At 67.6% G+C, this 21,673-nt stretch carries 23 protein-coding genes; 15 read left to right on the top strand and 8 right to left on the bottom strand.

The window, feature by feature from the left end:
- Positions 1–161 precede the first annotated feature (161 nt).
- Together A5773_RS20865 and A5773_RS20860 are read left to right on the top strand one after the other, a co-directional pair.
- Entirely contained in the window at positions 162–668 is a 507-nt protein-coding gene (locus tag A5773_RS20865; RefSeq protein ID WP_369817384.1) for a hypothetical protein, read from the top strand.
- 175 nt (positions 669–843) lie between these two features.
- A complete protein-coding gene (locus A5773_RS20860; protein WP_066954056.1) occupies positions 844–1,350 on the top strand; it encodes a hypothetical protein in 507 nt (168 codons plus the stop codon).
- On the opposite strand, the gene A5773_RS20855 is transcribed toward A5773_RS20860, so the two are convergent.
- The 3 genes from A5773_RS20855 to A5773_RS20845 form a co-directional block, all read right to left on the bottom strand.
- Entirely contained in the window at positions 1,344–2,210 is an 867-nt protein-coding gene (locus tag A5773_RS20855) for a sigma-70 family RNA polymerase sigma factor (RefSeq protein ID WP_067261542.1), read from the bottom strand. The genes A5773_RS20860 and A5773_RS20855 overlap by 7 nt on opposite strands.
- Positions 2,207–2,800, bottom strand: a complete 594-nt coding sequence (locus A5773_RS20850; protein WP_067792365.1) for a carboxymuconolactone decarboxylase family protein — start codon at positions 2,798–2,800, stop codon at positions 2,207–2,209. The genes A5773_RS20855 and A5773_RS20850 overlap by 4 nt, the downstream gene beginning before the upstream one ends.
- A gap of 79 nt (positions 2,801–2,879) precedes the next feature.
- Positions 2,880–3,194 (bottom strand): type II toxin-antitoxin system VapB family antitoxin, encoded by a 315-nt coding sequence (locus A5773_RS20845; protein WP_066954038.1) that lies wholly within the window; start codon positions 3,192–3,194, stop codon positions 2,880–2,882.
- Between the two features lie 213 nt (positions 3,195–3,407).
- On the opposite strand from A5773_RS20845, the gene hrcA reads away from it, so the two are divergent.
- From hrcA to A5773_RS20800, 9 genes are all read left to right on the top strand, one after another.
- On the top strand, positions 3,408–4,439 hold the full coding sequence (gene hrcA / locus A5773_RS20840; protein ID WP_066954034.1) for a heat-inducible transcriptional repressor HrcA: 1,032 nt from the start codon (positions 3,408–3,410) through the stop codon (positions 4,437–4,439).
- Between the two features lie 58 nt (positions 4,440–4,497).
- Positions 4,498–5,646 (top strand): molecular chaperone DnaJ, encoded by a 1,149-nt coding sequence (gene dnaJ, locus A5773_RS20835; RefSeq protein ID WP_066954031.1) that lies wholly within the window; start codon positions 4,498–4,500, stop codon positions 5,644–5,646.
- A gap of 70 nt (positions 5,647–5,716) precedes the next feature.
- Positions 5,717–6,478, top strand: a complete 762-nt coding sequence (locus tag A5773_RS20830) for a 16S rRNA (uracil(1498)-N(3))-methyltransferase (protein WP_066954030.1) — start codon at positions 5,717–5,719, stop codon at positions 6,476–6,478.
- A 185-nt stretch (positions 6,479–6,663) separates the two neighbouring features.
- Complete coding sequence (locus A5773_RS20825; RefSeq protein ID WP_066954027.1) at positions 6,664–7,722, top strand: PhoH family protein; 1,059 nt, start codon at positions 6,664–6,666, stop codon at positions 7,720–7,722.
- Positions 7,723–7,752: 30 nt separating this feature from the next.
- Positions 7,753–8,286 carry an rRNA maturation RNase YbeY gene (gene ybeY, locus A5773_RS20820; protein ID WP_067261545.1) on the top strand — a complete coding sequence of 178 codons (534 nt, stop codon included), beginning with the start codon at positions 7,753–7,755 and terminating at the stop codon, positions 8,284–8,286.
- Positions 8,283–9,581: a hypothetical protein gene (locus A5773_RS20815; RefSeq protein WP_082948326.1), complete on the top strand. Its 1,299-nt coding sequence runs from the start codon at positions 8,283–8,285 to the stop codon at positions 9,579–9,581. Before ybeY ends, A5773_RS20815 begins: the two co-directional genes overlap by 4 nt.
- Entirely contained in the window at positions 9,578–10,891 is a 1,314-nt protein-coding gene (locus tag A5773_RS20810; protein ID WP_066945272.1) for a hemolysin family protein, read from the top strand. The genes A5773_RS20815 and A5773_RS20810 overlap by 4 nt, the downstream gene beginning before the upstream one ends.
- Positions 10,892–10,909: 18 nt before the next feature.
- Entirely contained in the window at positions 10,910–11,809 is a 900-nt protein-coding gene (gene era, locus A5773_RS20805; protein WP_066945275.1) for a GTPase Era, read from the top strand.
- A gap of 35 nt (positions 11,810–11,844) precedes the next feature.
- A complete protein-coding gene (locus A5773_RS20800; protein WP_066945278.1) occupies positions 11,845–12,624 on the top strand; it encodes an SDR family oxidoreductase in 780 nt (259 codons plus the stop codon).
- Here A5773_RS20800 and A5773_RS20795 read toward each other — a convergent pair.
- On the bottom strand, positions 12,621–14,078 hold the full coding sequence (locus tag A5773_RS20795; RefSeq protein WP_066945281.1) for an aminotransferase class I/II-fold pyridoxal phosphate-dependent enzyme: 1,458 nt from the start codon (positions 14,076–14,078) through the stop codon (positions 12,621–12,623). The two genes, A5773_RS20800 and A5773_RS20795, sit on opposite strands and share 4 nt — an antisense overlap.
- Before the next feature lie 228 nt (positions 14,079–14,306).
- Positions 14,307–15,803 (bottom strand): amidase, encoded by a 1,497-nt coding sequence (locus A5773_RS20790; protein ID WP_066945284.1) that lies wholly within the window; start codon positions 15,801–15,803, stop codon positions 14,307–14,309.
- A 62-nt stretch (positions 15,804–15,865) separates the two neighbouring features.
- Here A5773_RS20790 and recO point away from each other — a divergent pair, with 62 nt between their 5' ends.
- Genes recO through A5773_RS20775 form a run of 3 tightly spaced genes read left to right on the top strand, consistent with a single transcriptional unit; the run spans position 15,866 to position 18,028 of the window.
- Positions 15,866–16,660, top strand: coding sequence for a DNA repair protein RecO (gene recO, locus A5773_RS20785; protein WP_066945346.1), 795 nt, complete (start codon positions 15,866–15,868; stop codon positions 16,658–16,660).
- The gene (locus A5773_RS20780) at positions 16,653–17,543 is read left to right on the top strand and encodes a decaprenyl diphosphate synthase (protein WP_066945286.1); all 891 of its coding nucleotides are present in this window, start codon (positions 16,653–16,655) and stop codon (positions 17,541–17,543) included. Before recO ends, A5773_RS20780 begins: the two co-directional genes overlap by 8 nt.
- 56 nt (positions 17,544–17,599) lie before the next feature.
- The gene (locus A5773_RS20775) at positions 17,600–18,028 is read left to right on the top strand and encodes a hypothetical protein (RefSeq protein ID WP_066945289.1); all 429 of its coding nucleotides are present in this window, start codon (positions 17,600–17,602) and stop codon (positions 18,026–18,028) included.
- Positions 18,029–18,032: 4 nt separating this feature from the next.
- Here A5773_RS20775 and A5773_RS20770 read toward each other — a convergent pair whose 3' ends face one another.
- From A5773_RS20770 to A5773_RS20760, 3 genes are all read right to left on the bottom strand, one after another.
- A complete protein-coding gene (locus A5773_RS20770) occupies positions 18,033–19,034 on the bottom strand; it encodes an alpha/beta fold hydrolase (RefSeq protein WP_066945292.1) in 1,002 nt (333 codons plus the stop codon).
- Between the two features lie 138 nt (positions 19,035–19,172).
- Positions 19,173–19,565 carry a Fur family transcriptional regulator gene (locus tag A5773_RS20765; protein WP_066945296.1) on the bottom strand — a complete coding sequence of 131 codons (393 nt, stop codon included), beginning with the start codon at positions 19,563–19,565 and terminating at the stop codon, positions 19,173–19,175.
- 49 nt (positions 19,566–19,614) lie between these two features.
- Complete coding sequence (locus A5773_RS20760) at positions 19,615–20,043, bottom strand: metalloregulator ArsR/SmtB family transcription factor (RefSeq protein WP_067261569.1); 429 nt, start codon at positions 20,041–20,043, stop codon at positions 19,615–19,617.
- Positions 20,044–20,225: 182 nt separating this feature from the next.
- On the opposite strand from A5773_RS20760, the gene A5773_RS20755 reads away from it, so the two are divergent.
- The gene (locus tag A5773_RS20755) at positions 20,226–21,623 is read left to right on the top strand and encodes a glycine--tRNA ligase (protein ID WP_066945352.1); all 1,398 of its coding nucleotides are present in this window, start codon (positions 20,226–20,228) and stop codon (positions 21,621–21,623) included.
- Positions 21,624–21,673: the final 50 nt, after the last annotated feature.

Here is a 21,673-nt window from a genome sequence, read left to right as displayed (position 1 = left end):
TCGCCGTAACGTGACCGGCCCGAGACACAATCGCCGGTCACACAAGGCACACTTACACCAACCAAACCGTGGTGACGCGGAACCTGCTGGGGGACAAGATCGCTGAGATCCCGCCACGGTTCGTGCGTATCGAAGGGGGAACCGTGAAGATCGTGAAAACCATGACCACTCTTGCCACCGGCGTGGCGGCGTTCGCCGTCGTAGGGGGAGCCGCCGGTGGCGCTTTCGTCGCGGCACCGATGGATCAGGTGCAGCTGGCAGCCGTCGGCGCGCCGCTTCCGCAGGATCCGCCCCCGCCGCCGCCGGCGCCGGGAGCCCTGCCGACCGCCGACCAGTTGTCGAACCTGTGCACCCAGGCGACCGATCCGGGCGTTTCGTACACGACCAAGAACAACCTGGTCGAAAACGGTATCGCCCCCAACGAGGGGCACGTCGCCGATCACGATCTGCGCAAGGCCTACCGCAACGGGAACTTCCCTGAGACGTTCGCGGTGACCAACATTGCGCCCGCCGGTCCGAACATGGCCCAGGCCGACGTGGCCATCACGGGTCCGAAGTTCGCAGGGCCGGTGGAAAAGCACCTGGTCTTCATCAATCAGGGCGGGAACTGGATCCTGCAACACGACGCCGCCATCGCGCTGATCCAGGCGGCGACGGCGACGAACTAGGCGGTTAGAATTCTGGGCGGCCACACAGCCTGCGCACAGGTTGTGCATGTTTTCTTCATATGGCCTGGTCGTAACGTAGCCGTGCCGAGTCGCGAAACAACAGGAGTAGCAGGCGCGCTGACACCACGCCAGATGTGTGGATCCGTCAAAGTTCGTGCCCGTCGAAGGGGGAACCATGAAAACCGTTAAGTTGCTCGCCACCAGCGTGGCAGCCTTCGCCGCCATCGGGGGTGCGGCCGCAGGCCTGGCCTCGGTCGCGGCGCCAGTGGATCAGGTGCGGCTGGCCGCGGTGGGCGCGCCGCTTCCGCAGGATCCGGCGCCGGCCCCGGCCGCCGCCGACGTCCCGACGGCCGACCAGCTGACCGGCGTGCTGAACAGCCTGGCCGACCCGAGCGTCTCCTTCTCCAGCAAGAGCAACCTGGTGCAAGGCGGCATCAGCGGCATCGAGGCGCACGTCGCCGACAAGAAGCTGCAGAAGGCGGCCAAGAACGGCGACCTGCCCCTGTCGTTCAACGTCACGAACATCCAGCCGGCCGCGGCCGGTTCGGCCACCGCTGACGTCGCGGTCTCCGGTCCGAAGCTGGCGTCGCCGGTTACCCAGAACATCACGTTCGTCAACCAGGGCGGCTGGGTGCTGTCGCGCTCATCGGCGATGGAGTTGCTGCAGGCCGCCGGTCAGTGATCTGCGCCCCGCGCGCAGTTGGCGACGCGTGCGGGGTCGGCCAGCACATCTATCGAGACGACCAGGCCACCGCGCACCACGAATCCCATGATGGCCGTTGCCCGCCCGGCGACGAAGATGACCGCGCCGGCGGCGCCGTTGACGGTCGCCGGGCGTACCTCGCGGTCCGGGCCCGCGTAGCCGCGGGCCAGCCTTGCCACGGCGGCGGCACCCTCGGCGCGGAAACCGGGGGTGCCGTGGCCGAAGTCGCCGCGCAGCACCACATTCGGATGCAGCACGGCTAACAGCCGGTCGAAGTCGCCGCTGCGGCCCGCCGCGAAGAAGGCGTCGACGGCCTCCCGCTGGGCGGCCGCGTCGCCGTCGGGGTCCGGATCGGCCTCTGCGATGCGTCGGCGCGCCCGGCTGGCCAGCTTGCGGGTGGCCTCCGGCGTCCGGCCGACGATGGGTGCGATCTGGTCGAACGGCACGGCGAAGGCGTCGTGCAGCACGAACGCCAGGCGCTGCTCCGGCGGCAGGGTGTCCAACACCACGAACAACGCCAGCCCGACCGCGTCGGCCAGCATCGCGCGGTGTTCGGGGTCGAATTCGCCTTCGGCCTCCACGATCGGGTCCGGCAGCGCCACGCTCAGGTCGCGCGTCCGGCGGTCGCGGAGCATGTTCAAACAGATGCGGGCCACCACCGTGGTGAGCCAGGCGTCCAGGTTGGCGATGCCGTCACGGGCGGTGCCGGTCAGCCGGAGCCACGCCTCCTGGACGGCGTCCTGGGCGTCGTCGATCGAGCCCAGCATGCGGTAGGCGATGGCGCCCAGCTGGGGCCTCGCCGCTTCGAAACGCGCCGTCACCGACGCATCCACGGTCACCCACGGCCCTCGGGCAGGGCGCAGACCCGGTTTCCGGAGAAGCCGGACGAGCCGATTCCGAGCGCCAGGTTGAAGCGGGCGCGCAGGTTGCCCAGCGTGATGACGTGGGTGAGCCCGACGAGTTGGGCGATGTCGAAATGCCGGCGCAGCGCGTCGAAAAGCTCATCGCTAACCTCTACGGGCGTACGGCTGATCGCGGTCGCGTACTCGAGGATCAGCTTGTCGACGTCGGAAAAGCACGAGGCGTTGCGATAGTCCGCCAGGGCGAGCAGTTCCTCGTCGGTGATGCCCCACTGGCGGGCGATCTGTGAACCGAGGTCGATGCAGTACTCGCAGCGCACCGTCGTCGCCGACTTGAGCTCCGCGAGCGCGCGGTGGCGGGGGCTGAGGATGTCCAGCTTCGACTCGGCCTGCTCGAGCTTGCCGTAGGCGTTGAGCAACCGGGGGATGTGCGCATACATCCGCAGCGGTTCCAGCATCCCGGCCGTCTCCAGGCCGGTCATCTGCGCCAGCTTGCGCTTGGTGAAGAAGAAGGCGATCTTGGCGCCCAGGCCGGCATCTCGGTCTGAGACCCCTGGCAACCGGGACATGGCGATCCTCCTAGCAAGTTGTGGTGTGAACCAACGTCCTCACTGAGTCGACACCCGGCGCGGCGCAAATGTGACCGGCCTAGCCGGGCGGCCCCGGCGCCCGGTCCATGTCGAACACCCGCGCGTGCAGCACGGTGCGGTTGCGCAGCGCCGCGCGGACCGCGCGGTGCAGGCCGTCCTCGAGATAAGTGACGCCCTTCCACCGCACCGCGTGCGGGAAGAGGTCGCCGTAGAAGGTGGAGTCCTCCGACAGCAGGCGGTCCAGCGCGAGCACCGTGGTCGTGGTGACCAGTTCGTCGAGGCGGATCTGCTGCGGCGGAATCTGGGCCCAGTCGCGGTAGGACAGCCCGTGCTCGGGATACGGCTTGCCTTCGCGTACGCCCTTGAAGATCATCGCCGGATCTCTCCCGACGCCCTATGCCGCGACCGGTTCATGCTGGACAGGCTAGCCGGAGGACGTGGCGCCAGCCTCGACGCCACCGCATTCCGACGGCCGCCGCACGGGGCCCGCCGCTCGGGCCCCGGCAACCGGCCGCCGTAACGGTTAGCACGGCTTGCGACCCGTAAAATGGACCCGGGTCAGCGCGGCTCAGGGAGGTGACAACGAGTGGGAAGTGCCGACGATCGTCGCTTCGAGGTGCTGCGTGCCATCGTCGCCGATTTCGTTGCCACCAAGGAGCCCATCGGTTCCAAGAGTCTGGTGGAGCGTCATAACTTGGGCGTCTCGTCCGCGACCGTCCGCAACGACATGGCGGTGCTCGAGGCCGAGGGCTACATCACGCAGCCGCACACCAGCTCCGGACGCGTGCCCACGGAGAAGGGCTACCGAGAATTCGTCGACCGGCTCCACGACGTCAAGCCGCTGTCCTCGGCCGAGCGCAGCGCGATCCTGAGCTTTCTGGACTCCGGTGTCGACCTCGACGACGTGCTGCGCCGGGCGGTACGCCTACTGGCCCAGCTCACCCGTCAGGTGGCGGTGGTCCAATACCCGACGCTGACGTCGTCCACCGTGCGTCATCTGGAAGTGATCGCACTGACCCCGGCCCGCCTGCTGATGGTGGTCATCACCGACACCGGTCGCGTGGATCAGCGCATCGTCGAACTCGGCGACGTCATCGACGATCACCAGCTGTCCCAGCTCCGCGAGATGCTCGGACAGGCGTTGGTCGGCAAGAAGCTCTCGGCGGCCTCGATCGCCGTCGCGGACCTGGCCGGACAGCTCCGCGCCCCGGACGGCCTGGGCGACGCCGTCGGCCGCTCGGCGACGGTGTTGCTCGAGTCGTTGGTGGAACACACCGAAGAACGCTTGCTGATGGGCGGGACCGCCAACCTGACGCGCAACGCCGCGGATTTCGGGGGCTCGCTGCGCTCCATCCTGGAAGCGCTGGAGGAGCAGGTGGTGGTGCTGCGGTTGCTGGCGGCCCAGCAGGAAGCCGGTAAGGTGACGGTGCGCATCGGCCATGAGACTGCCGCCGAGCAAATGGCGGGCACCTCGATGGTGACCACCGCCTACGGCACCTCCGACACCGTCTTCGGCGGAATGGGTGTGCTGGGGCCCACCCGGATGGACTATCCGGGAACTATCGCCAGCGTCGCCGCGGTTGCCCTATATATCGGCGAAGTCCTGGGTGCTCGATGAACGCGCACCCGCGGCATGCGCAGGCGCGCGATAAGGACCAGGTTTAGGAGAGTCAGGCGTGGCACGCGACTATTACGGGTTGCTCGGGGTGGGCAGAAACGCCAGCGATGCGGAGATCAAGCGCGCGTACCGCAAGTTGGCGCGCGAGCTGCATCCCGACGTCAACCCGGACGAGGGCGCGCAGGCGAAGTTCAAGGAGATCAGCGTCGCCTACGAGGTGCTGAGCGACCCCGAGAAACGCCGCATCGTCGACCTGGGTGGCGACCCGATGGAAGGCGCCGCCGCGGCGGGCGGCGGCTTCGGCGGCGGTTTCGGGGGCCTCGGCGACGTGTTCGAGGCCTTCTTCGGCGGCGGCTTCAGCGGTGGCGCGACCTCCCGCGGCCCCATCGGCCGGGTGCGGCCGGGCTCCGACTCGCTGCTGCGGATGCGGCTCGACCTCGAAGAGTGCGCGACGGGCGTGACCAAGCAGGTCACCGTGGACACCGCGGTGTTGTGCGACCGCTGCCAGGGCAAGGGCACCAACGGCGACTCGGTGCCGGTCCCGTGCGACACGTGCGGCGGACGCGGCGAGGTGCAGACGGTGCAGCGGTCGCTGCTGGGCCAGGTGATGACCTCTCGGCCGTGTCCCACGTGCCGCGGCGTCGGAACGGTCATCCCCGACCCGTGCCACCAGTGCATGGGCGACGGCCGGGTCCGTGCCCGCCGCGAGATCAGTGTCAAAATCCCCGCCGGGGTCGGCGACGGCATGCGGGTGCGATTGGCCGCGCAAGGCGAGGTTGGACCCGGGGGAGGGCCGGCCGGCGACCTGTACGTCGAGGTTCACGAGCAGGCCCACGACGTGTTCGTGCGCGAGGGTGACGACCTGCACTGCACGGTGTCGGTGCCCATGGTCGACGCGGCGCTGGGCGCCACGGTCACCATCGACGCGATTCTGGACGGCATCAGCGAGGTCACCATTCCGCCTGGCACGCAACCGAATTCGGTCATCACACTGCGTGGCCACGGGATGCCTCACCTACGGTCGGGCACCCGGGGCGACCTGCACGTCCACGTTGAGGTGGTAGTGCCCAGCCGGCTCGACCACCATGACACCGAACTGCTGCGCGAGCTCAAGACCCGGCGCAGCCGTGACGTGCCCGAGGTCCGCTCGACGCACGCCGGCGGCGGCCTGTTCAGCCGGCTGCGCGAAACGTTCACCGGGCGCTAGCCGCCACGTTTCAGCTCGCCGGGCGTGGAGTCTATGGACGAACTCCGGGTAACTGACGTAGGAGAAACCCATGGTCGCCACCCTCTTCTACGTCGACGCGCTGCCCGATATCGGCTCGCTTGCCGTCGTCGATGGCGACGAGGGGTTTCACGCCGCCACCGTGCGGCGGATCCGACCCGGCGAGCAACTGGTCCTCGGCGACGGCGCCGGCGGCCTGGCGCACTGCGAGGTCGAGCACGCCGGCCGCGACGGATTGCGCGCCCGGGTGCTGAAGCGCTGGGGCGTTGCCGCCGCGCGGCCGCCGGTCACGGTGGTGCAGGCGCTGCCGAAATCGGACCGTTCGGAGTTGGCCGTCGAATTGGCCACCGAAGCCGGCGCCGATGCGTTCCTGGCCTGGCAGGCGGCCCGGTGTGTGGCCAGTTGGCAGGGTGCCCGCGTGGACAAGGGCCTACGCCGGTGGCGCGCCGTGGCGCGTTCGGCGGCCCGGCAATCCCGACGCGCGTACATCCCGCCCGTCGAGGGCGTGCTGTCCACCGCGGGATTGGCCCAGCGGATCCGCGACGACGTGGCCGCCGGAGCCGCGGCGCTGGCGTTGCACGAGTCGGCAACCGACCCGCTGAGCAAACTCGATATCGCCCGCGCGACTTCGTTGCTGCTCGTGGTGGGGCCCGAAGGTGGCATCGCGCCCGACGAGATCGCCGCGTTGACCGAGGCGGGGGCGGTGCCGGTGCGGCTGGGACCCCAGGTGCTGCGCACGTCGACCGCCGCGGCGGTGGCGCTGGGGGCGCTCGGCGTGCTCACCCCGCGGTGGGACCACGCCTCCACCCTGTAGGGCGCCGGCGACCGCCCCGCGTCGTCGCTGGTCCCGGGCGGGCAGGAGCGGATCGGCGCGTCGCGCGGCGACTACCTGACGCCCGCCAATACGCGGCTGAAGGCTGACCAATCTAGGGCCCCGGCGTAGACTTAGGCAGCCGAGCAAACCACCGACAAGCCGAGAAAGCAGGCATCGAGAGCCACGTGACGCCCCGCGAGACCAGCGCTGTTGACGCAGCCGGAGGCCTCCAGGCCAACGCCCAAGTACGCAGCAGTATCGATGTTCCGCCCGACGTGGTCGTCGGCTTGTTGGGCTCGGCGGACGAAAACCTTCGCGCGCTGGAGCGCAGCCTCAGCGCCGACCTGCACGTGCGTGGCAATGCGGTGACCGTCTCGGGCGAGCCGGCCGACGTCGCACTGGCCGAGCGCGCCATTTCCGAACTGGTTGCGATCGTCGCCAACGGACAGCCGTTGACGCCGGAGGTGGTCCGCCACAGCGTGGCCATGCTTGCCGGCACCGACAACGAGTCGCCGGCCGAAGTGCTCACCCTGGACATCCTGTCGCGGCGCGGCAAAACGATCCGGCCCAAGACGCTCAACCAGAAGCGCTACGTCGACGCGATCGACGCCAACACCATCGTTTTCGGGGTCGGCCCGGCCGGCACCGGCAAGACGTACCTGGCGATGGCCAAGGCGGTCAGCGCGTTGCAGACCAAGCAGGTGAACCGCATCATCCTGACCCGGCCCGCGGTGGAAGCCGGTGAGCGCCTTGGCTTTTTGCCGGGCACACTGAGCGAGAAGATCGACCCGTATCTGCGGCCGCTGTATGACGCCCTGTACGACATGATGGATCCCGAGCTGATCCCGAAGCTGATGTCCGCCGGGGTCATCGAGGTCGCGCCGCTGGCGTATATGCGTGGCCGCACATTGAATTCGGCCTTCATCGTCCTCGACGAGGCGCAGAACACCACTGCCGAGCAGATGAAGATGTTCCTGACCCGGCTCGGCTTCGGATCGAAGATGGTCATCACCGGCGACATCACCCAGGTGGACCTGCCCGGTGGCGCCAGGTCGGGCCTGCGGTCGGCGATCGAGATCCTGGACAGCGTCGAGGACATCCACATCGCTGAGCTGACCAGTGTGGACGTGGTGCGCCACCGGTTGGTCTCCGAAATCGTCGACGCCTACGCCAAGTTCGAAGAGCCGGGCTTGGGGATGAACCGGGCTGCTCGGCGCGCGTCGGTCTCTCGCGGGCGCCGGTGATGAGGGCTGTGATTGTTTTATGGGCGTCTCATGAGCATTGAAGTGTCCAACGAGTCGGGCATCGACGTCTCCGAAACCGAGTTGATCAGCGTCGCACGGTTCGTCATCGCCAAGATGGACGTCAACCCGGCGGCCGAGCTGTCCATGGTGCTGTTGGACACCGCCGCCATGGCCGACCTGCACATGCGGTGGATGGACCTGCCCGGGCCGACGGACGTGATGAGTTTCCCGATGGACGAGCTCGAGCCGGGTGGCCGGCCCGACGCCCCGGAGCCGGGGCCGTCGATGCTGGGTGACATCGTGCTGTGCCCGGAGTTCGCGGCCGGGCAGGCGGATGCGGCGGGGCACAGCCTCGGCCACGAGTTGGCGCTGTTGACAATTCACGGCGTGCTTCATCTGCTGGGCTACGACCACGGCGAGCCGGACGAGGAAAAAGAGATGTTCACCCTTCAGGACCGGTTGCTAGAAGAGTGGGTCGCCGAGCAAGTCGAGGCCTACCATCAGAACCGCCAGCAGGAGCGCGACCGCCAATTGCTGGACAAGTCAAGGTATTTCGACAATTGAGCCCACGCAAAGCACTCGGAATCGCGGCTGCGGCTGCGGCCGCCATCGCCTTCGCGCCGATCTCGTTGGTGGCCAACACGATCGGGGTGGCAGACGCGGCCCCATGCGCCGGCGGCGGGTCGAACCCGACCAGCTGCAATTGGTGTCAGTATCTGGTGGCGCAGTATCACACCTCCAACGTGTGCTCCCAGGACGCGCCGCCCCGGCGGGCTCAGCCGTCGCCGAGCCCGGTGCAGGTTCCGGAGATTCCCCCTTACGTTCCGCCCGCCCCGGTGCCGGTGCAGGCCACACCGCTCACCCCGCCGAACCTGCCGCCCGCAAACACGGCCCCGACGATCAACGCGGCGGGCCCCGATGCACCGAGAAACGTTCCGGTGGTGGCACCGCCGAGGGGCCTGGACGTTCCGCCGCAGGCGGTGGCGGCGGCCAAGGCCGCGCCGGTAACACGGGTCAACCCCGCCGACCCGCCGAAGCCGCCCACGCAGCTGGACTTCAACCAGCGGGTCCAGAACGTGGTCAGCACGCACCGGGAAAACGTTGATGTCCTCAAGATCGACAATCAACGGCTGATCCGCCCCCGCCACTGGGATTACGTCGACTATGACGACGCTTATCGCCGCCCGGCTCTGTTCAACCCGCTCAATCAGGCGATGACGTTCCGCTACTTCTACAGCGGCGCTTACCGGGAGGCGTACGTGCCGGCCGGTGCCCGGATCGTGCTCGATGCGGCGACCGTCGGCGTGTACCCGTTCGCCGCGGTCGGCGACGGCTGGGTGGCGTCGGGCAGCTTCTACGGCGGGGGCTCGGTACCGCCGGAGGGCTTCAACGGCCCGCCGCCGCCGGACTACAAGCCGCCGGAGCCGGCGAAGGTGTACAAGAACGTCTTGGTCAATGTCCCGGCCGCCAGCCAGACCGTGGAGGTCGCCCAGGTGGCGGTGGTGGGCCTCGACGATAGCCAGCCGGCGGGCAGCCGGGACACCATCTTCCTGCTCGACGACTCCACCCTGGGCTGGGGTCAGGTCAACGACTCCAGCAGCGCCAGCGCCCAGATCAGGCTGACCAAGACCCAGTCGCTGCCGGGCGCCGGGCCGACCGACGACGGCAACTTCCTGGTGGTGCTGGCGGTTCGCCCGCACGAGGAGCCCGCCCAGCCCGCCCAGCCGTGGTGGCCTTCGGCGCTGGGCTACGGGGTGTTGGGGGTAGTGGTGTGCCTCACCGCCTGGGCCCTCAGTCGGAAACGGGACGACGACGACGTAGGGGAGCCCGTCACCACGTCGAGGTCTTCCGGCAGTTGACCGGTCTTTCTTGGCTGCTCGGCGCGATGGCGCTCATCGCTATCGGCGGGCTTTTCGCGGCGATCGACGCCGCCATCAGCACCGTGTCGCTGGCCCGGGTCCAGGAGCTGGTGCGCGACGAGCGTCCCGGCGCGGTGTCACTGGCCGAGGTGATGAACGAGCGGCCGCGCTATATCAACCTGGTTGTGCTGCTGCGCATCACCTGCGAAATCACGGCGACGGTGCTGTTGGTGCTGTTCCTGTACGACAACTTCGGCCTGAGCTGGGGCTTGTTCGGCGCCGCCGCGACCATGGTGGTCATCAGTTTCGTCGTCATCGGGGTAGGTCCGCGCACCCTCGGTCGCCAGCACGCGTATTCCATCTCGTTGACGACGGCCGTTCCGCTGCGGCTCATTTCGTGGTTGTTGATGCCGCTCAGCCGGTTGCTGGTGGTCCTGGGTAACGCGCTGACACCCGGCCGCGGCCTGCGTAACGGGCCGTTCGCATCCGAGATCGAGCTTCGCGAAGTCGTGGACCTGGCCCAGCAGCGCGGCGTGGTCGCCGCCGACGAACGCCGGATGATCGAGTCGGTCTTCGAGCTCGGCGACACCCCGGCCCGCGAGGTGATGGTGCCGCGCACCGAGATGATCTGGATCGAAAGCGACAAGCTTGCCAGTCAAGCGTTGAACCTCGCGGTGCGCAGTGGGCACTCCCGCATCCCGGTGATCGGCGAGAATGTGGACGACATCGTCGGCGTCGTATACCTCAAAGACCTTGTGCAGCAGAGCTTTCTGTCGGGGGATGGTGGTCGTGGCATTACCGTGGCGCAGGTGATGCGTCCGGCGGTGTTCGTGCCTGACTCCAAGCCGCTGGATACGCTGCTGCGCGAAATGCAGCGCGATCGCAACCACATGGCGCTCCTCGTCGACGAGTACGGCGCGATAGCCGGACTGGTGAGCATCGAAGACGTGCTGGAGGAGATCGTCGGCGAGATCGCCGACGAGTACGACCAGGCGGAGACGGCACCGGTAGAAGACTTGGGCGACAGACGTTTCCGCGTTTCGGCGCGGTTGCCGATCGAGGACCTCGGCGAGCTCTACGACGTGGACTTCGACGATGACCTCGACGTCGATACCGTCGGCGGCCTGCTCGCCCTGGAACTGGGCCGGGTTCCGCTGCCCGGGGCCGAGGTGGTCTCACATGGCCTGCGGCTGCAAGCCGAGGGCGGGGCCGATCACCGGGGGCGGGTGCGGATCGGCACCGTCCTGTTGAGCCCGGCCGAACCAGATTCCAACGGCTCCGCCGGTCGTCGGGCCGAAGAGCGTGGCTGAGCGGCGGGACGTCGGCGAATGAGCGAATTCCATTCCGGCTTCGTGTGTTTGGTCGGCCGCCCGAACACCGGCAAGTCGACGCTGACCAATGCTCTCGTCGGCACCAAGGTGGCGATCACCTCGACGCGGCCGCAGACCACCCGGCACACCATTCGCGGCATCGTGCACCGGGACGACTTCCAGATCATCCTCGTCGACACCCCGGGCCTGCACCGGCCGCGCACCCTGCTGGGCAAGCGGCTCAACGACCTGGTCCGTGATACCTATGCCGAGGTCGACGTGATCGGGTTGTGCATCCCGGCCGACGAGGCGATCGGCCCGGGCGACCGATGGATCGTCGACCAAATCCGTTCGAACGCACCGAAGGCGGCACTGGTGGCCATCGTCACCAAGATCGACAAGGTGCCCAGGGACCGGGTGGCCGCGCAGCTGGTCGCGGTCAGCGAGCTGGTCGGCGACTCGGCGGAAATCGTTCCGGTCTCAGCGGCCACGGGGGCGCAGGTGGACGTGCTGATCGACGTGCTCGCCGCGGCGCTGCCCCCCGGCCCGGCGTACTACCCCGATGGCGAGCTGACCGACGAGCCCGAGGAAGTGTTGATGGCGGAGCTCATCCGCGAGGCCGCCCTGGAGGGCATCCGCGACGAGCTGCCGCATTCGTTGGCGGTGGTCATCGACGAGGTCAACCCCCGGGAGGACCGCGACGACCTCATCGACGTGCACGCGCTGCTCTTCGTCGAGCGCGACAGCCAGAAGGGGATCATCATCGGCAAAGGCGGCGCCCGACTGCGGCAGGTGGGCACCGCGGCGCGCGGCCAGATCGAAAAACTGCTCGGCACCAAGGTCTACCTCGACCTGCGTGTCAAGGTCGCCAAGAACTGGCAGAGCGACCCCAAACAGCTTGGTCGGCTGGGCTTCTGAAGTTTGGCGGCATCGGCGACGGGTAGCCGTCGCGTATGACCCAAGCACAGTTGGCTTTAGTGACCGGCGCGTCCAGCGGTATTGGGCTCGAACTGGCCAAGCAGTTCGCCCGGCACGGCTACGATCTGGTCGTGGCGGCCGAAGACGACGCCATCAGAGACGTACCGGACAAACTCTCCCGGTGGGACTCCGCCGTTCAGCCGATTCAGGTCGACCTTCGCACCCCTGACGGGGTGGAGCACTTGTACCAGAGCACGATCGAAGGCGACCGTGTGCTGGGCGCCGCTGCCCTCAACGCGGGCATCGGCCGCGGCGAGATGTTCCTCAAGAGCGAACTCGCCGACGACCTCAGCATCGTTGACCTCAACGTGCGCTCGACGGTTCACCTGACCAAGCTGGTGTTGCGCGACATGGCCAATCGTGACGCCGGCAAGGTGTTGTTCACCTCGTCCATCGCGTCCCAGATGCCGGGTTCGTATCAGCCGGTGTACAACGCGTCGAAGTCGTTCGTCCAATCGTTCGCCCAAGCGCTCCAGGATGAATTGCGCGACACCTCAATCACTGTCACGGCGCTGATGCCCGGACCGACGGACACCAATTTCTTCGGCCGAGCCAAAATGGTCGAGTCCCTGATGGGTAAGGGCCCCAAGGACGATCCCGCCAAGGTCGCCCGGCAAGGGTTCGAGGCGTTGATGCGCGGTGATCACAAGGTCGTCGCCGGATCGATGCTCGTCAAGGCCATGGGTGCCGCCAACCGCGTGCTGCCCGACAGCGTCAAAGCCGTTGGCAATAGGGTGATGTCGCGTCCGCGCTAGGCGAGCACGCGGATTGTCTGCAGTGACGGATCCGCCGCGTCGGGAACGTTCATCCCCGCGCGCACACCGGAACACAGGTAGTCCAGCACGGCCTCGTTGAGGCGCTCGCCGGGTACGACGGCGGGAATTCCCGGTGGATACGGCGTGCACTGCTCGGCTGCGACGCGGCCCGCGGCTTGGTCGGTGCTTACCGCTTCGACGCGCCCGAAGAACGCGTCGCGCGGCAGGCAGACCGTTTCCAACTGCAGCTGCTCGGGCGACGGCAGGTCGATGCGTGGTGGCGGGTCGAAGTCGTCGGCGGCTTTGCGCCACGCCCACAGTGCCTCGGTGAGACGGCCGGCGGTGTCTTTGTCGTCGGCCATGGACAGGGTCGCCAGGATGCGGCGGTGATCGCTCATTCCCGTGTCGACGTGGGCGTGCTCGCGCAGCCAGTCATGAGCCTGATAACCGGAGGTGCCCGTCGCGGACACGTCCATCAGAACTTGCATTCGGTCCAGGTCGTGGGATGCCTGCACGCCGAGCAATTCGTCGTCGAGCACCTCCACATCCGGGATGGCTTCGATGTCCTGGCGCAGCTGGCCCGCGAGATCCAATGCACCACCGAGCAATTCGTGGCCATGCTGCACCATCTGGCGCCGCCACCCGTCCATGGCGGCATACACCAGGACGTTGGGACTGGTCGTCATCAGCAGGTCGGCGCAGGCCGACAAGCGGTCCTGATCGATCAGGTCGCCCTGCACGTGGAACACGGAGCCCTGTTCGAAACCCGCGCCCATCTTGTGGACGCTGACCACGCAGACGTCCGCACCGGCGTCCATCGCCCAGGTCGGCAGGTTCTCGTGGAAAGGCAGGTGCGCCCCCCACGCCTCGTCGATGATCAACGGCTTGCCGCGCGCGTGGCAAACCTCCGCGATCCCCGCGATGTCGGCGCAGGTGCCATACGGGCTCGGGCTGACGATGAGCGCACCGGCGGCGTCGGGGTGCCTGTCCCAGGTCTCCTCCACCTGCCGCGGCGACGGGGGGTGCGAGAAGTGATGCTCGGCGTCCCAGCGGGGGGTGATCCACCGGGGTTGCACGCCCGAGAAGATCAAGCCCGCGACGATCGACTTGTGGCTGTCCCGGCCGACCAGCAGGCTGCCGTCACCGCCGGCCACGGCCATCATCGCCGCTTTCACCGACAAGGAACTGCCGCAGGTGGAGAACCAGGCGATGTCGGCACCCACCGCCTCGGCCATCAGGTCTTCGGCGTGCTTGAGGTACTGGTGGCTGGTCCTGCGGTCATCCAACCCGCCGCTGGCCAGCACGTCGTCGTGAAACGGCTCGCGGCCCAGGACCGCCAGGACCCGGTCATCGGTGCCGCGGCCCTGCCGGTGGCCCGGCGGCGTGAACCCATACCTGTTCTTCTCCCGGTAATCGACCAGCGCATCTAACAGTGGGGCATCAGATTGGTCCATTGTTCCGGTGTACCCACGTGGCTGCCGGCTATGCGACCGCCTCCGCGACCTCGCGCAACCCGTGTGCGTGCACCGCAGTGATTGTCCGGTAGCCGAATTCGCCGAAGAGGACGTGACTCGCTCGCGGTCGCCGCCGATCACCGTGCCGGGGGCCCATTCCCGGTATGGGCATCGACAAACCCGAAGCCGCTCAATCGAAGTCAACTTCGGTGATACGCCGCACGGGTTTCACTTCCGCGACGAGGCCCCGGACACCGGCGGCGTGCCCGTTTCGGCGTTCCACCACATCGTCGGCTGCTTGGTCGACCACCCGCACACGGCCTCCAGTTCGGCGGCCAGCGAGATCAGCATGCCCTCGCTGTTGTGCGGCCCCATCAACTGCACTCCGATCGGCAGCCCCTCGGAGGTGAACCCCGCCGGCACGTTGATCGACGGCCAGCCCAGCACATTCCACGGGAAGGTCAGTGGGCAGGCGGCGATCATCGCTCGATCGGTGCCGAAGCCGCTCAACCGGTCGAAGGCGCGCGCCAGCGGCGGCGGCTGGGCGGTGGTCGGAGCCACGACGACATCGACGATGTCGAAGATCGAACCCACCCGACGCTGGGCCTCGGTTTCGTGCCGGCGCGCAGTGCGCAGGATCGCCTGACCCAGCACATGGCCCACACGCAAGTTGGACACCGTGCGGGGGTCGAGGATCACCCCGTCGCCCAGCCGCTCCTCCCAGTCCCGCAGACCGGCGGTGGACCGGGCAAGGAAATCCCACGACAGCCGCAGCCCGTAGTCGGGGTTGCCCGGCACCACGGTGTGGCCGAGCAGCTCGAGCTGCCTGGCCACGGATCGCGTCGCCGCCAGGATCTCGGGATGCAGCTTGGACCGAAAACCGGTGTACGGGAACCGCGTTGACAGCGCGATGTTCAGCGGGCCGGGCGCGATGCCGACGTAGTCTGAGGCGGTGATCGGGGGCGGCTTGTGCCGGTCGCCCTCGACGTTGCCCGACGCCGCGTCGAGCACCAACGCCGCATCGGCCACCGTGCGGGCCAGCACACCGTTGACCGTGATGCCGTTGAACGCCTCGGGCAGTGGCCAGGTGGAGATGCGGCCGCGCTGCGGCTTGATGCCCACCAGATGCGTCCACGCGGCGGGGATGCGGACGCTGCCCGCGCCGTCCGAGCCGATCGCCGCGGTGACGAGTCCCGCGGCCACCGCGGCCGCGCTGCCCCCCGAGGAGCCGCCCGGGGTGTGCCGGCGCGACCAGGGGTTGCGGGTATGCCCGAACCCGGGTCCGCTGGTGAACGGCCACTGGCCCAGTTCGCAGGTGTTGGTCTTGCCGACGATCACCGCTCCCGCGGCCTTCAGGCGGCGAACCACTTCGGCGTCGTGGGTGGCGGGTGGGACGTATCCCTCGGTGCCGAAGGCGGTCGGCACTCCAGCAACGTCGACGTCGTCCTTGACCGCGATCGGGATGCCCAGCAACGGCGCCGTGTCTCCGGCCGCCCGCCGCCGGTCGGCCGCCGCCGCGTCGGCCAGGGCCGACTCGGTGAGCACCACGCGGAAGGCGTTCAGCGTGGGCTGGCTCGCGTGGATGGCGTGCAGGGACCGGCGCACCAGTGTGACCGACGTCACGGACCGGTTGGCGAGCTGATAGAGCAGGTCAGTCAGTGTGGGCAGGCGCTGGCCACCGGATCCGAAAATGGATCCAGGACCTGACTCGGAAGCGCCAATCACGGGGTACGAGACTAACCGGCGCGGATACCAGCATTGTCGCGGCGGGGTGCAAAACTATGGTGATGCGGCTGTATCGAGACCGGGCGGTGGTGTTGCGCCAACACAAGCTCGGCGAAGCCGACCGGATCGTCACGCTGCTCACTCGCGACCACGGATTGGTCCGGGCGGTGGCGAAGGGCGTTCGTCGCACCCGCAGCAAATTCGGCGCGAGGCTGGAACCGTTCGCGCACATCGACGCGCAACTGCATCCCGGCCGCAACCTCGACATCGTCACCCAGGTCGTCTCGATCGACGCGTTCGCCACCGACATCGTCAGCGATTACGGCCGCTACACCTGCGGGTGCGCGATGCTGGAAACCGCCGAACGCCTGGCCGGGGAGGAGCGGGCCCCCGCCCCGGCCCTGCACCGGCTCACGGTCAGCGCCTTGCGGGCGGTGGCCGACGGCCGCCGCTCCCGGGACCTGCTGCTGGACGCCTACCTGCTGCGCGCCATGGGCATCGCCGGGTGGGCGCCGGCGCTGACCGAGTGCGCCCGGTGCGCCACACCAGGGCCGCATCGCGCGTTCCATGTCGGCGCCGGGGGCAGCGTCTGCACGCACTGCCGTCCAGCCGGTTCGACTACACCGCCGCCGGGCGTGCTGGATCTGATGTCCGCGCTGCACGACGGCGATTGGGAGTTCGCCGAAGAGGCCCCGCAATCGCACCGCAGCTACGTCAGCGGACTGGTGGCCGCGCACCTGCAATGGCATCTGGAACGCCAGCTCAAGACGTTGCCACTGGTGGAACGGCCGTATCACGTCGACCGCACCATCGCCGAACGGCGCGCAGCGCTGATGGAGCAGTTGGACTGTGGCTAAAGCTGAGCGCAAGCTCAAGTCGACCGGCTTTCCGCAGCTGCCCCCGGCGCCCGACGATTACCCGGTTTTCCCCGACAAATCGACATGGCCGGTGGTCTTCCCCGAGCTGCCGCCGTCGCGTGACGGCGGCCCGAGCCGGCCGCCGCAGCACACCTCGAAAGCGACCCCGCCGCGTATTCCTGCGGACCGATTGCCCAATCATGTGGCCATCGTCATGGACGGCAATGGCCGCTGGGCCACCGAGCAGGGACTGACCCGCACCGATGGTCACCGGGCGGGCGAGGCGGTAGTCATTGACGTCGTCTGTGGGGCAATAGAAATCGGCGTCAAGTGGCTGAGTCTTTACGCGTTTTCCACCGAGAACTGGAAGCGGTCGCCCGAAGAGGTCCGCTTCCTGATGGGCTTCAACCGGGACGTGGTCCGCATGCGCCGGGTGAACTTGAAGACCATCGGTGTCAAAATCCGGTGGGTGGGTTCGCGGCCACGGCTGTGGCGCAGCGTGATCAATGAGTTGGCGATTGCGGAGGACATGACGAAGGACAACGACGTCATCACGGTCAACTACTGCGTCAACTACGGAGGTCGCGCCGAAATCGCGGATGCTGCAAAGGAAATCGCGCGCTTAGCCGCCGTCGGCAGGCTGAACCCGGAACGCGTCACGGAGTCGACGGTGGCGCATCACCTGCAACGGCCCGACATCCCCGACGTGGACCTCTTCCTGAGGACCTCGGGGGAGCAGCGGTCCAGCAACTTCATGCTGTGGCAGGCCGCTTACGCCGAGTACATCTTCCAGGACAAGCTGTGGCCCGACTACGACCGCCGCGACCTGTGGGCGGCGTGCGAGGAATACGCTTCGCGCAACAGAAGATTCGGGAGCGCATAGTGGGGACCGGAAGCGCGGCGGAGCCGGGCGCAACGGGTCCTCACGGGGAGGATCCAATGCCGTCACTGCAGGAACGTCTGGCGTCGGCACTCGGTGTCGTTCTTGCGGTCGAGGAGGAGTCCGACGGGGCGCTGACGGTGCGCCATGCCGGGACCATCGCGTCGTTGCGGGTGGTGAACATCGCCGACGACCTCGACCTGGTGTCGCTCACCCAAGTCTTGGCGTGGGACCTGCCGCTGACCAAGAAGATCAGTGATCAGGTCGCCAAGCAGGCCCGCACCAGCAATTTCGGCAGCGTCACGATGGTCGAAAAGGTCAACGAGAAGGCCGTGCAACGCAACTCGGGCAAAGGCGCGGCCAAGACCGCCGACGTGATGCTGCGCTACAACTTTCCCGGCGGCGGCTTGACCGACGACGCGCTGCGCACCCTGGTTCTGTTGGTGCTGGATAGCGGCATAGAGATACGTCGCGCATTGACGGGTTAGGGCGCTAGGACACCGCCGATTCGGTCACCGCGATGGCTACCGATCCCCGGGCGTTTTCGCGCACGCGGGTCTGCAGCAACGAGCGTAGGAGGTCTTGGTCGTGCTGAGCCGGCCGGGTCGACTCGACGAAGCGCTCGATGACTTCGACGAAGCGATCCGGGTCGTCCTTGAACGGCATGTGCCCGGAGTTCTCGAAGATCTCTAAGCGTGACCCGGGCACCGCATCGTGGGCCATCCGGGCGTGGTCTACCGGGATCACCAAGTCGTGCTCACCCCAGATCACTTGCACCGGAATGGGTTGCGCGAGATAGCTTCGGTCCAGCATTGTGACGAATTGGCCACGCCTGTCCACCACCGACCGCAAGGTGCGTGCGAACGCCGACAATGCGCGCGGGTCCCGGAAGCCTTCGAGCAGATTCACCACATCGGCGACGTCGTGCCCGAGGTTAGTGGGGCCCAGTACGGTAGCCATGGCCCGCCCGAACAGTCGGACCGCCGGCATCACGCCCGGCATGCGCAGCATGGCCAGGGCCTCGCTGCCCAACGGCATCGCCGCCAATCGCAAGGCCACGCTTACTTCCTGGGCGACGCCACCGCTGCTGACCAGCACGATGCGCTCCACCAGCTGCGGGTACTGATAGGCGAATTGCATTGCGACACCGCCACCGAACGAATGCCCGACCAGGGTGACGCGGTCAATGTCAAGCGCGGCAAGCAGGTCACGCATGCCGTTCGCGAAGGCCGCCAATGAGTAGTCGGCGCGTGGTTTGTCCGATTCCCCGTGGCCCAGCAGGTCCGGTGCGATGACCGTGAACCGTCGCGCAAGTTTGGCGTGCACAGGCTCCCATGCCGTGGACTTGTCGCCGACGCCGTGGATCAGCAACAGAGCCGGTCCCGACCCGGCGACCCGGAAGGCGCGTCGGTGGCCGTGGATGGTGCGAAATTGCAGTGACGGAGCCTCGACGTCGCGTACGGGCCGCAGATGGGGTGATGCGTGGTGCCGCATGGTGCTCTCAATTCCCTAGAGTTCTTGCTTGTCTCGGCCTGTGGGCCACTCATGGGTAGGAGCACGCGGGGCGCGCGTGTTGGACACTTTTTTCAGAACTTTTTTCCACCGTGCCGCGTTCGGCCGGCTCGGGTCAGCCTAGGACCCGCACTGTGAACACGTGCCGAAGATCTCGATGGTGTGGCTGACGTCGGAGTAGCCGTGTTTGGAGGCGACTTGCGCCGCCCACTGTTCGACCTCGTGGTCGCCGACTTCGATGGTGGAACCGCAGCTGCGACAGACCAGATGGTGATGGTGGTGTTCGGAACACCTGCGGTAGACCGACTCGCCGGTGTCGGTGCGCAGCGTGTCCACCATTCCCGCCGCCGCCATTGACTGCAGCGTCCGGTAGACGGTGGTCAGCCCGATGTTCTCGCCGCGGCGGCGCAGCTCGTCGTGCAACTCCTGCGCCGAGCGGAAGTCGTCGAGGGTGTCCATCAGCGTGGAGATCGCCGCCCGCTGACGGGTCGATCGGATACTCGCGCCTGTCATTGGCGCCCCACCTCAGCATCGCTTCGTTCTGCATCGTCGCCGGCGCGTGTCATTGTGTGTCCTCGCTCGCGTGGGCGACCGCGTCCACCACGATGTGCGCCAGGTGATGGTCGGCAAGCCGGTACAGCACCTCGCGGCCGGATCGCTCCCCGGCGACGACGCCGGCGGCCTTCAGGATCTTCAGGTGCTGGCTGACCAGTGGCTGCGGCACGCCGAGCGCGTCGACCAGCTCGTGCACGCAGCGCTGGGATTCACGCAACTGCAGCACGATGGCGATCCGCACCGGGGCGGCCAGCGCGCGCAGCAGCTCACCGGCCGCGTCGAGAATCTCGCGCGGCGGCGGGACGGGGTAATCGGCCGGCGGGTGTCCGGCGGACCCGGTTTCGCCGTGCTCGTGGGCAACCACGCTCATCGCCGGTCCCACGTCACCATCGGCGGCGGCCGGCAGCGAGGAAGGCGGGGATGGGGACATCGCCATGGAGAGAGTCATCACCTCGAGAAGGGCCAGGTAGCGGGGAGGGCGCGCCGTGAGGCGGTCGACTTCCACTGTCACATGCATGATGACGCATGTCAAAGACCGCGGGGCCGATCGTTACGATGACGAATGCTCTGCGCACGGCGGTCGAGCGCCGTTCGTGCCCGTTCAAACCCGGAAAGGGAGTGCACCACCCCGTGGCGTCCGTCATCGACACCGTAGTGAACCTGGCCAAACGGCGCGGCTTTGTCTTTCCTTCGGGAGAGATCTACGGCGGCACCCGGTCGGCGTGGGACTACGGCCCGCTGGGAGTGGAACTCAAGGAGAACATCAAGCGGCAGTGGTGGCGATCGGTGGTCACCGGGCGCGACGACGTCGTGGGCATCGATTCGTCGATCATCCTGCCGAGGCAGGTCTGGGTGGCCTCCGGCCACGTCGAGGTCTTCCACGACCCACTGGTCGAGTGCCTGAACTGTCATCACCGGCATCGCCAGGACCACATGCAGGAGGCTTACGCGGCGAAGAAGGGGATCGACGACCCCGACTCGGTGCCGATGACCGAGATCGTCTGCCCGGATTGCGGAACCAAGGGCCAGTGGACGGAGCCGCGCGAGTTCAACATGATGCTCAAGACCCACCTCGGGCCGATCGAGACCGAGGAGGGCTTGCACTATCTGCGTCCGGAGACCGCGCAGGGCATCTTCGTCAACTTCGCCAACATCGTCACCACCGCGCGCAAGAAGCCGCCGTTCGGTATCGGCCAGATCGGCAAGAGTTTTCGCAATGAGATCACGCCCGGCAACTTCATATTCCGAACCCGCGAGTTCGAGCAGATGGAAATGGAATTCTTCGTGGAGCCGTCGACCGCGAAGGAATGGCACCAGTATTGGATCGACACCCGCCTGCAGTGGTATCTCGACCTGGGTATCGACCCGGAGAATCTGCGGCTGTACGAGCACCCCGCCGAGAAGCTTTCGCACTACTCCGACCGGACCGTCGACATCGAGTACAAGTTCGGCTTCGCGGGCAACCCGTGGGGCGAACTGGAGGGCGTCGCCAACCGGACCGATTTCGACTTGTCAACGCACGCAAAACATTCCGGCGCCGACCTGTCGTACTACGACCAGGGCACCGATACCCGCTACATCCCGTATGTCATCGAACCGGCGGCCGGGCTGACGCGGTCGTTCATGGCGTTTCTGATCGACGCCTACACCGAGGACCAGGCACCCAACGCCAAGGGCGTGATGGAGAAGCGCACGTTGCTCCGGCTGGATCCGCGGTTGGCCCCGGTCAAGGCCGCGGTGCTGCCGCTGTCCCGGCACGCCGACCTGAGTCCCAAGGCTCGCGACCTGGCCGCCGAACTGCGCACCTGCTGGAACATCGATTTCGACGACGCTGGCGCGATCGGGCGCCGCTACCGGCGCCAGGACGAGGTGGGGACGCCGTTCTGTGTGACGGTGGATTTCGACTCCCTCGAAGACAACGCCGTCACGGTGCGCCGTCGCGATGACATGACGCAGGAGCGCGTCGCGATGAACGCCGTCGCCGACTACTTGGCGGCGCGGCTCAAGGGTTGCTGACCGGCGCTGGCACCGCCGGTCCCGGTAGTCCCACCTTGCCTGTTGACCGG

It is taken from the genome of Mycobacterium sp. 852014-52450_SCH5900713 (assembly GCF_001667075.1).
Lineage (GTDB): Bacteria > Actinomycetota > Actinomycetes > Mycobacteriales > Mycobacteriaceae > Mycobacterium.
The sequence above is the reverse complement of the archived record's forward strand: the minus strand, read 5'-3'. Positions and strand labels throughout refer to the sequence as shown.

Excerpts from the sequence above, each read along its gene's own strand:
- A5773_RS20860 (WP_066954056.1), top strand. The coding sequence starts at position 844 with ATGAAAACCGTTAAGTTGCTCGCCACCAGCGTGGCAGCCTTCGCCGCC.
- A5773_RS20845 (WP_066954038.1), bottom strand. The coding sequence starts at position 3,194 with ATGATCTTCAAGGGCGTACGCGAAGGCAAGCCGTATCCCGAGCACGGG.
- A5773_RS20830 (WP_066954030.1), top strand. The coding sequence starts at position 5,717 with ATGGTCGCCACCCTCTTCTACGTCGACGCGCTGCCCGATATCGGCTCG.
- A5773_RS20865 (WP_369817384.1), top strand. The coding sequence starts at position 162 with ATGACCACTCTTGCCACCGGCGTGGCGGCGTTCGCCGTCGTAGGGGGA.
- A5773_RS20765 (WP_066945296.1), bottom strand. The coding sequence starts at position 19,565 with ATGACAGGCGCGAGTATCCGATCGACCCGTCAGCGGGCGGCGATCTCC.
- A5773_RS20795 (WP_066945281.1), bottom strand. The coding sequence starts at position 14,078 with ATGGACCAATCTGATGCCCCACTGTTAGATGCGCTGGTCGATTACCGG.
- A5773_RS20775 (WP_066945289.1), top strand. The coding sequence starts at position 17,600 with ATGCCGTCACTGCAGGAACGTCTGGCGTCGGCACTCGGTGTCGTTCTT.
- A5773_RS20760 (WP_067261569.1), bottom strand. The coding sequence starts at position 20,043 with ATGGCGATGTCCCCATCCCCGCCTTCCTCGCTGCCGGCCGCCGCCGAT.
- era (WP_066945275.1), top strand. The coding sequence starts at position 10,910 with ATGAGCGAATTCCATTCCGGCTTCGTGTGTTTGGTCGGCCGCCCGAAC.
- recO (WP_066945346.1), top strand. The coding sequence starts at position 15,866 with ATGCGGCTGTATCGAGACCGGGCGGTGGTGTTGCGCCAACACAAGCTC.
- A5773_RS20770 (WP_066945292.1), bottom strand. The coding sequence starts at position 19,034 with ATGCGGCACCACGCATCACCCCATCTGCGGCCCGTACGCGACGTCGAG.
- ybeY (WP_067261545.1), top strand. The coding sequence starts at position 7,753 with ATGAGCATTGAAGTGTCCAACGAGTCGGGCATCGACGTCTCCGAAACC.
- A5773_RS20800 (WP_066945278.1), top strand. The coding sequence starts at position 11,845 with ATGACCCAAGCACAGTTGGCTTTAGTGACCGGCGCGTCCAGCGGTATT.
- A5773_RS20850 (WP_067792365.1), bottom strand. The coding sequence starts at position 2,800 with ATGTCCCGGTTGCCAGGGGTCTCAGACCGAGATGCCGGCCTGGGCGCC.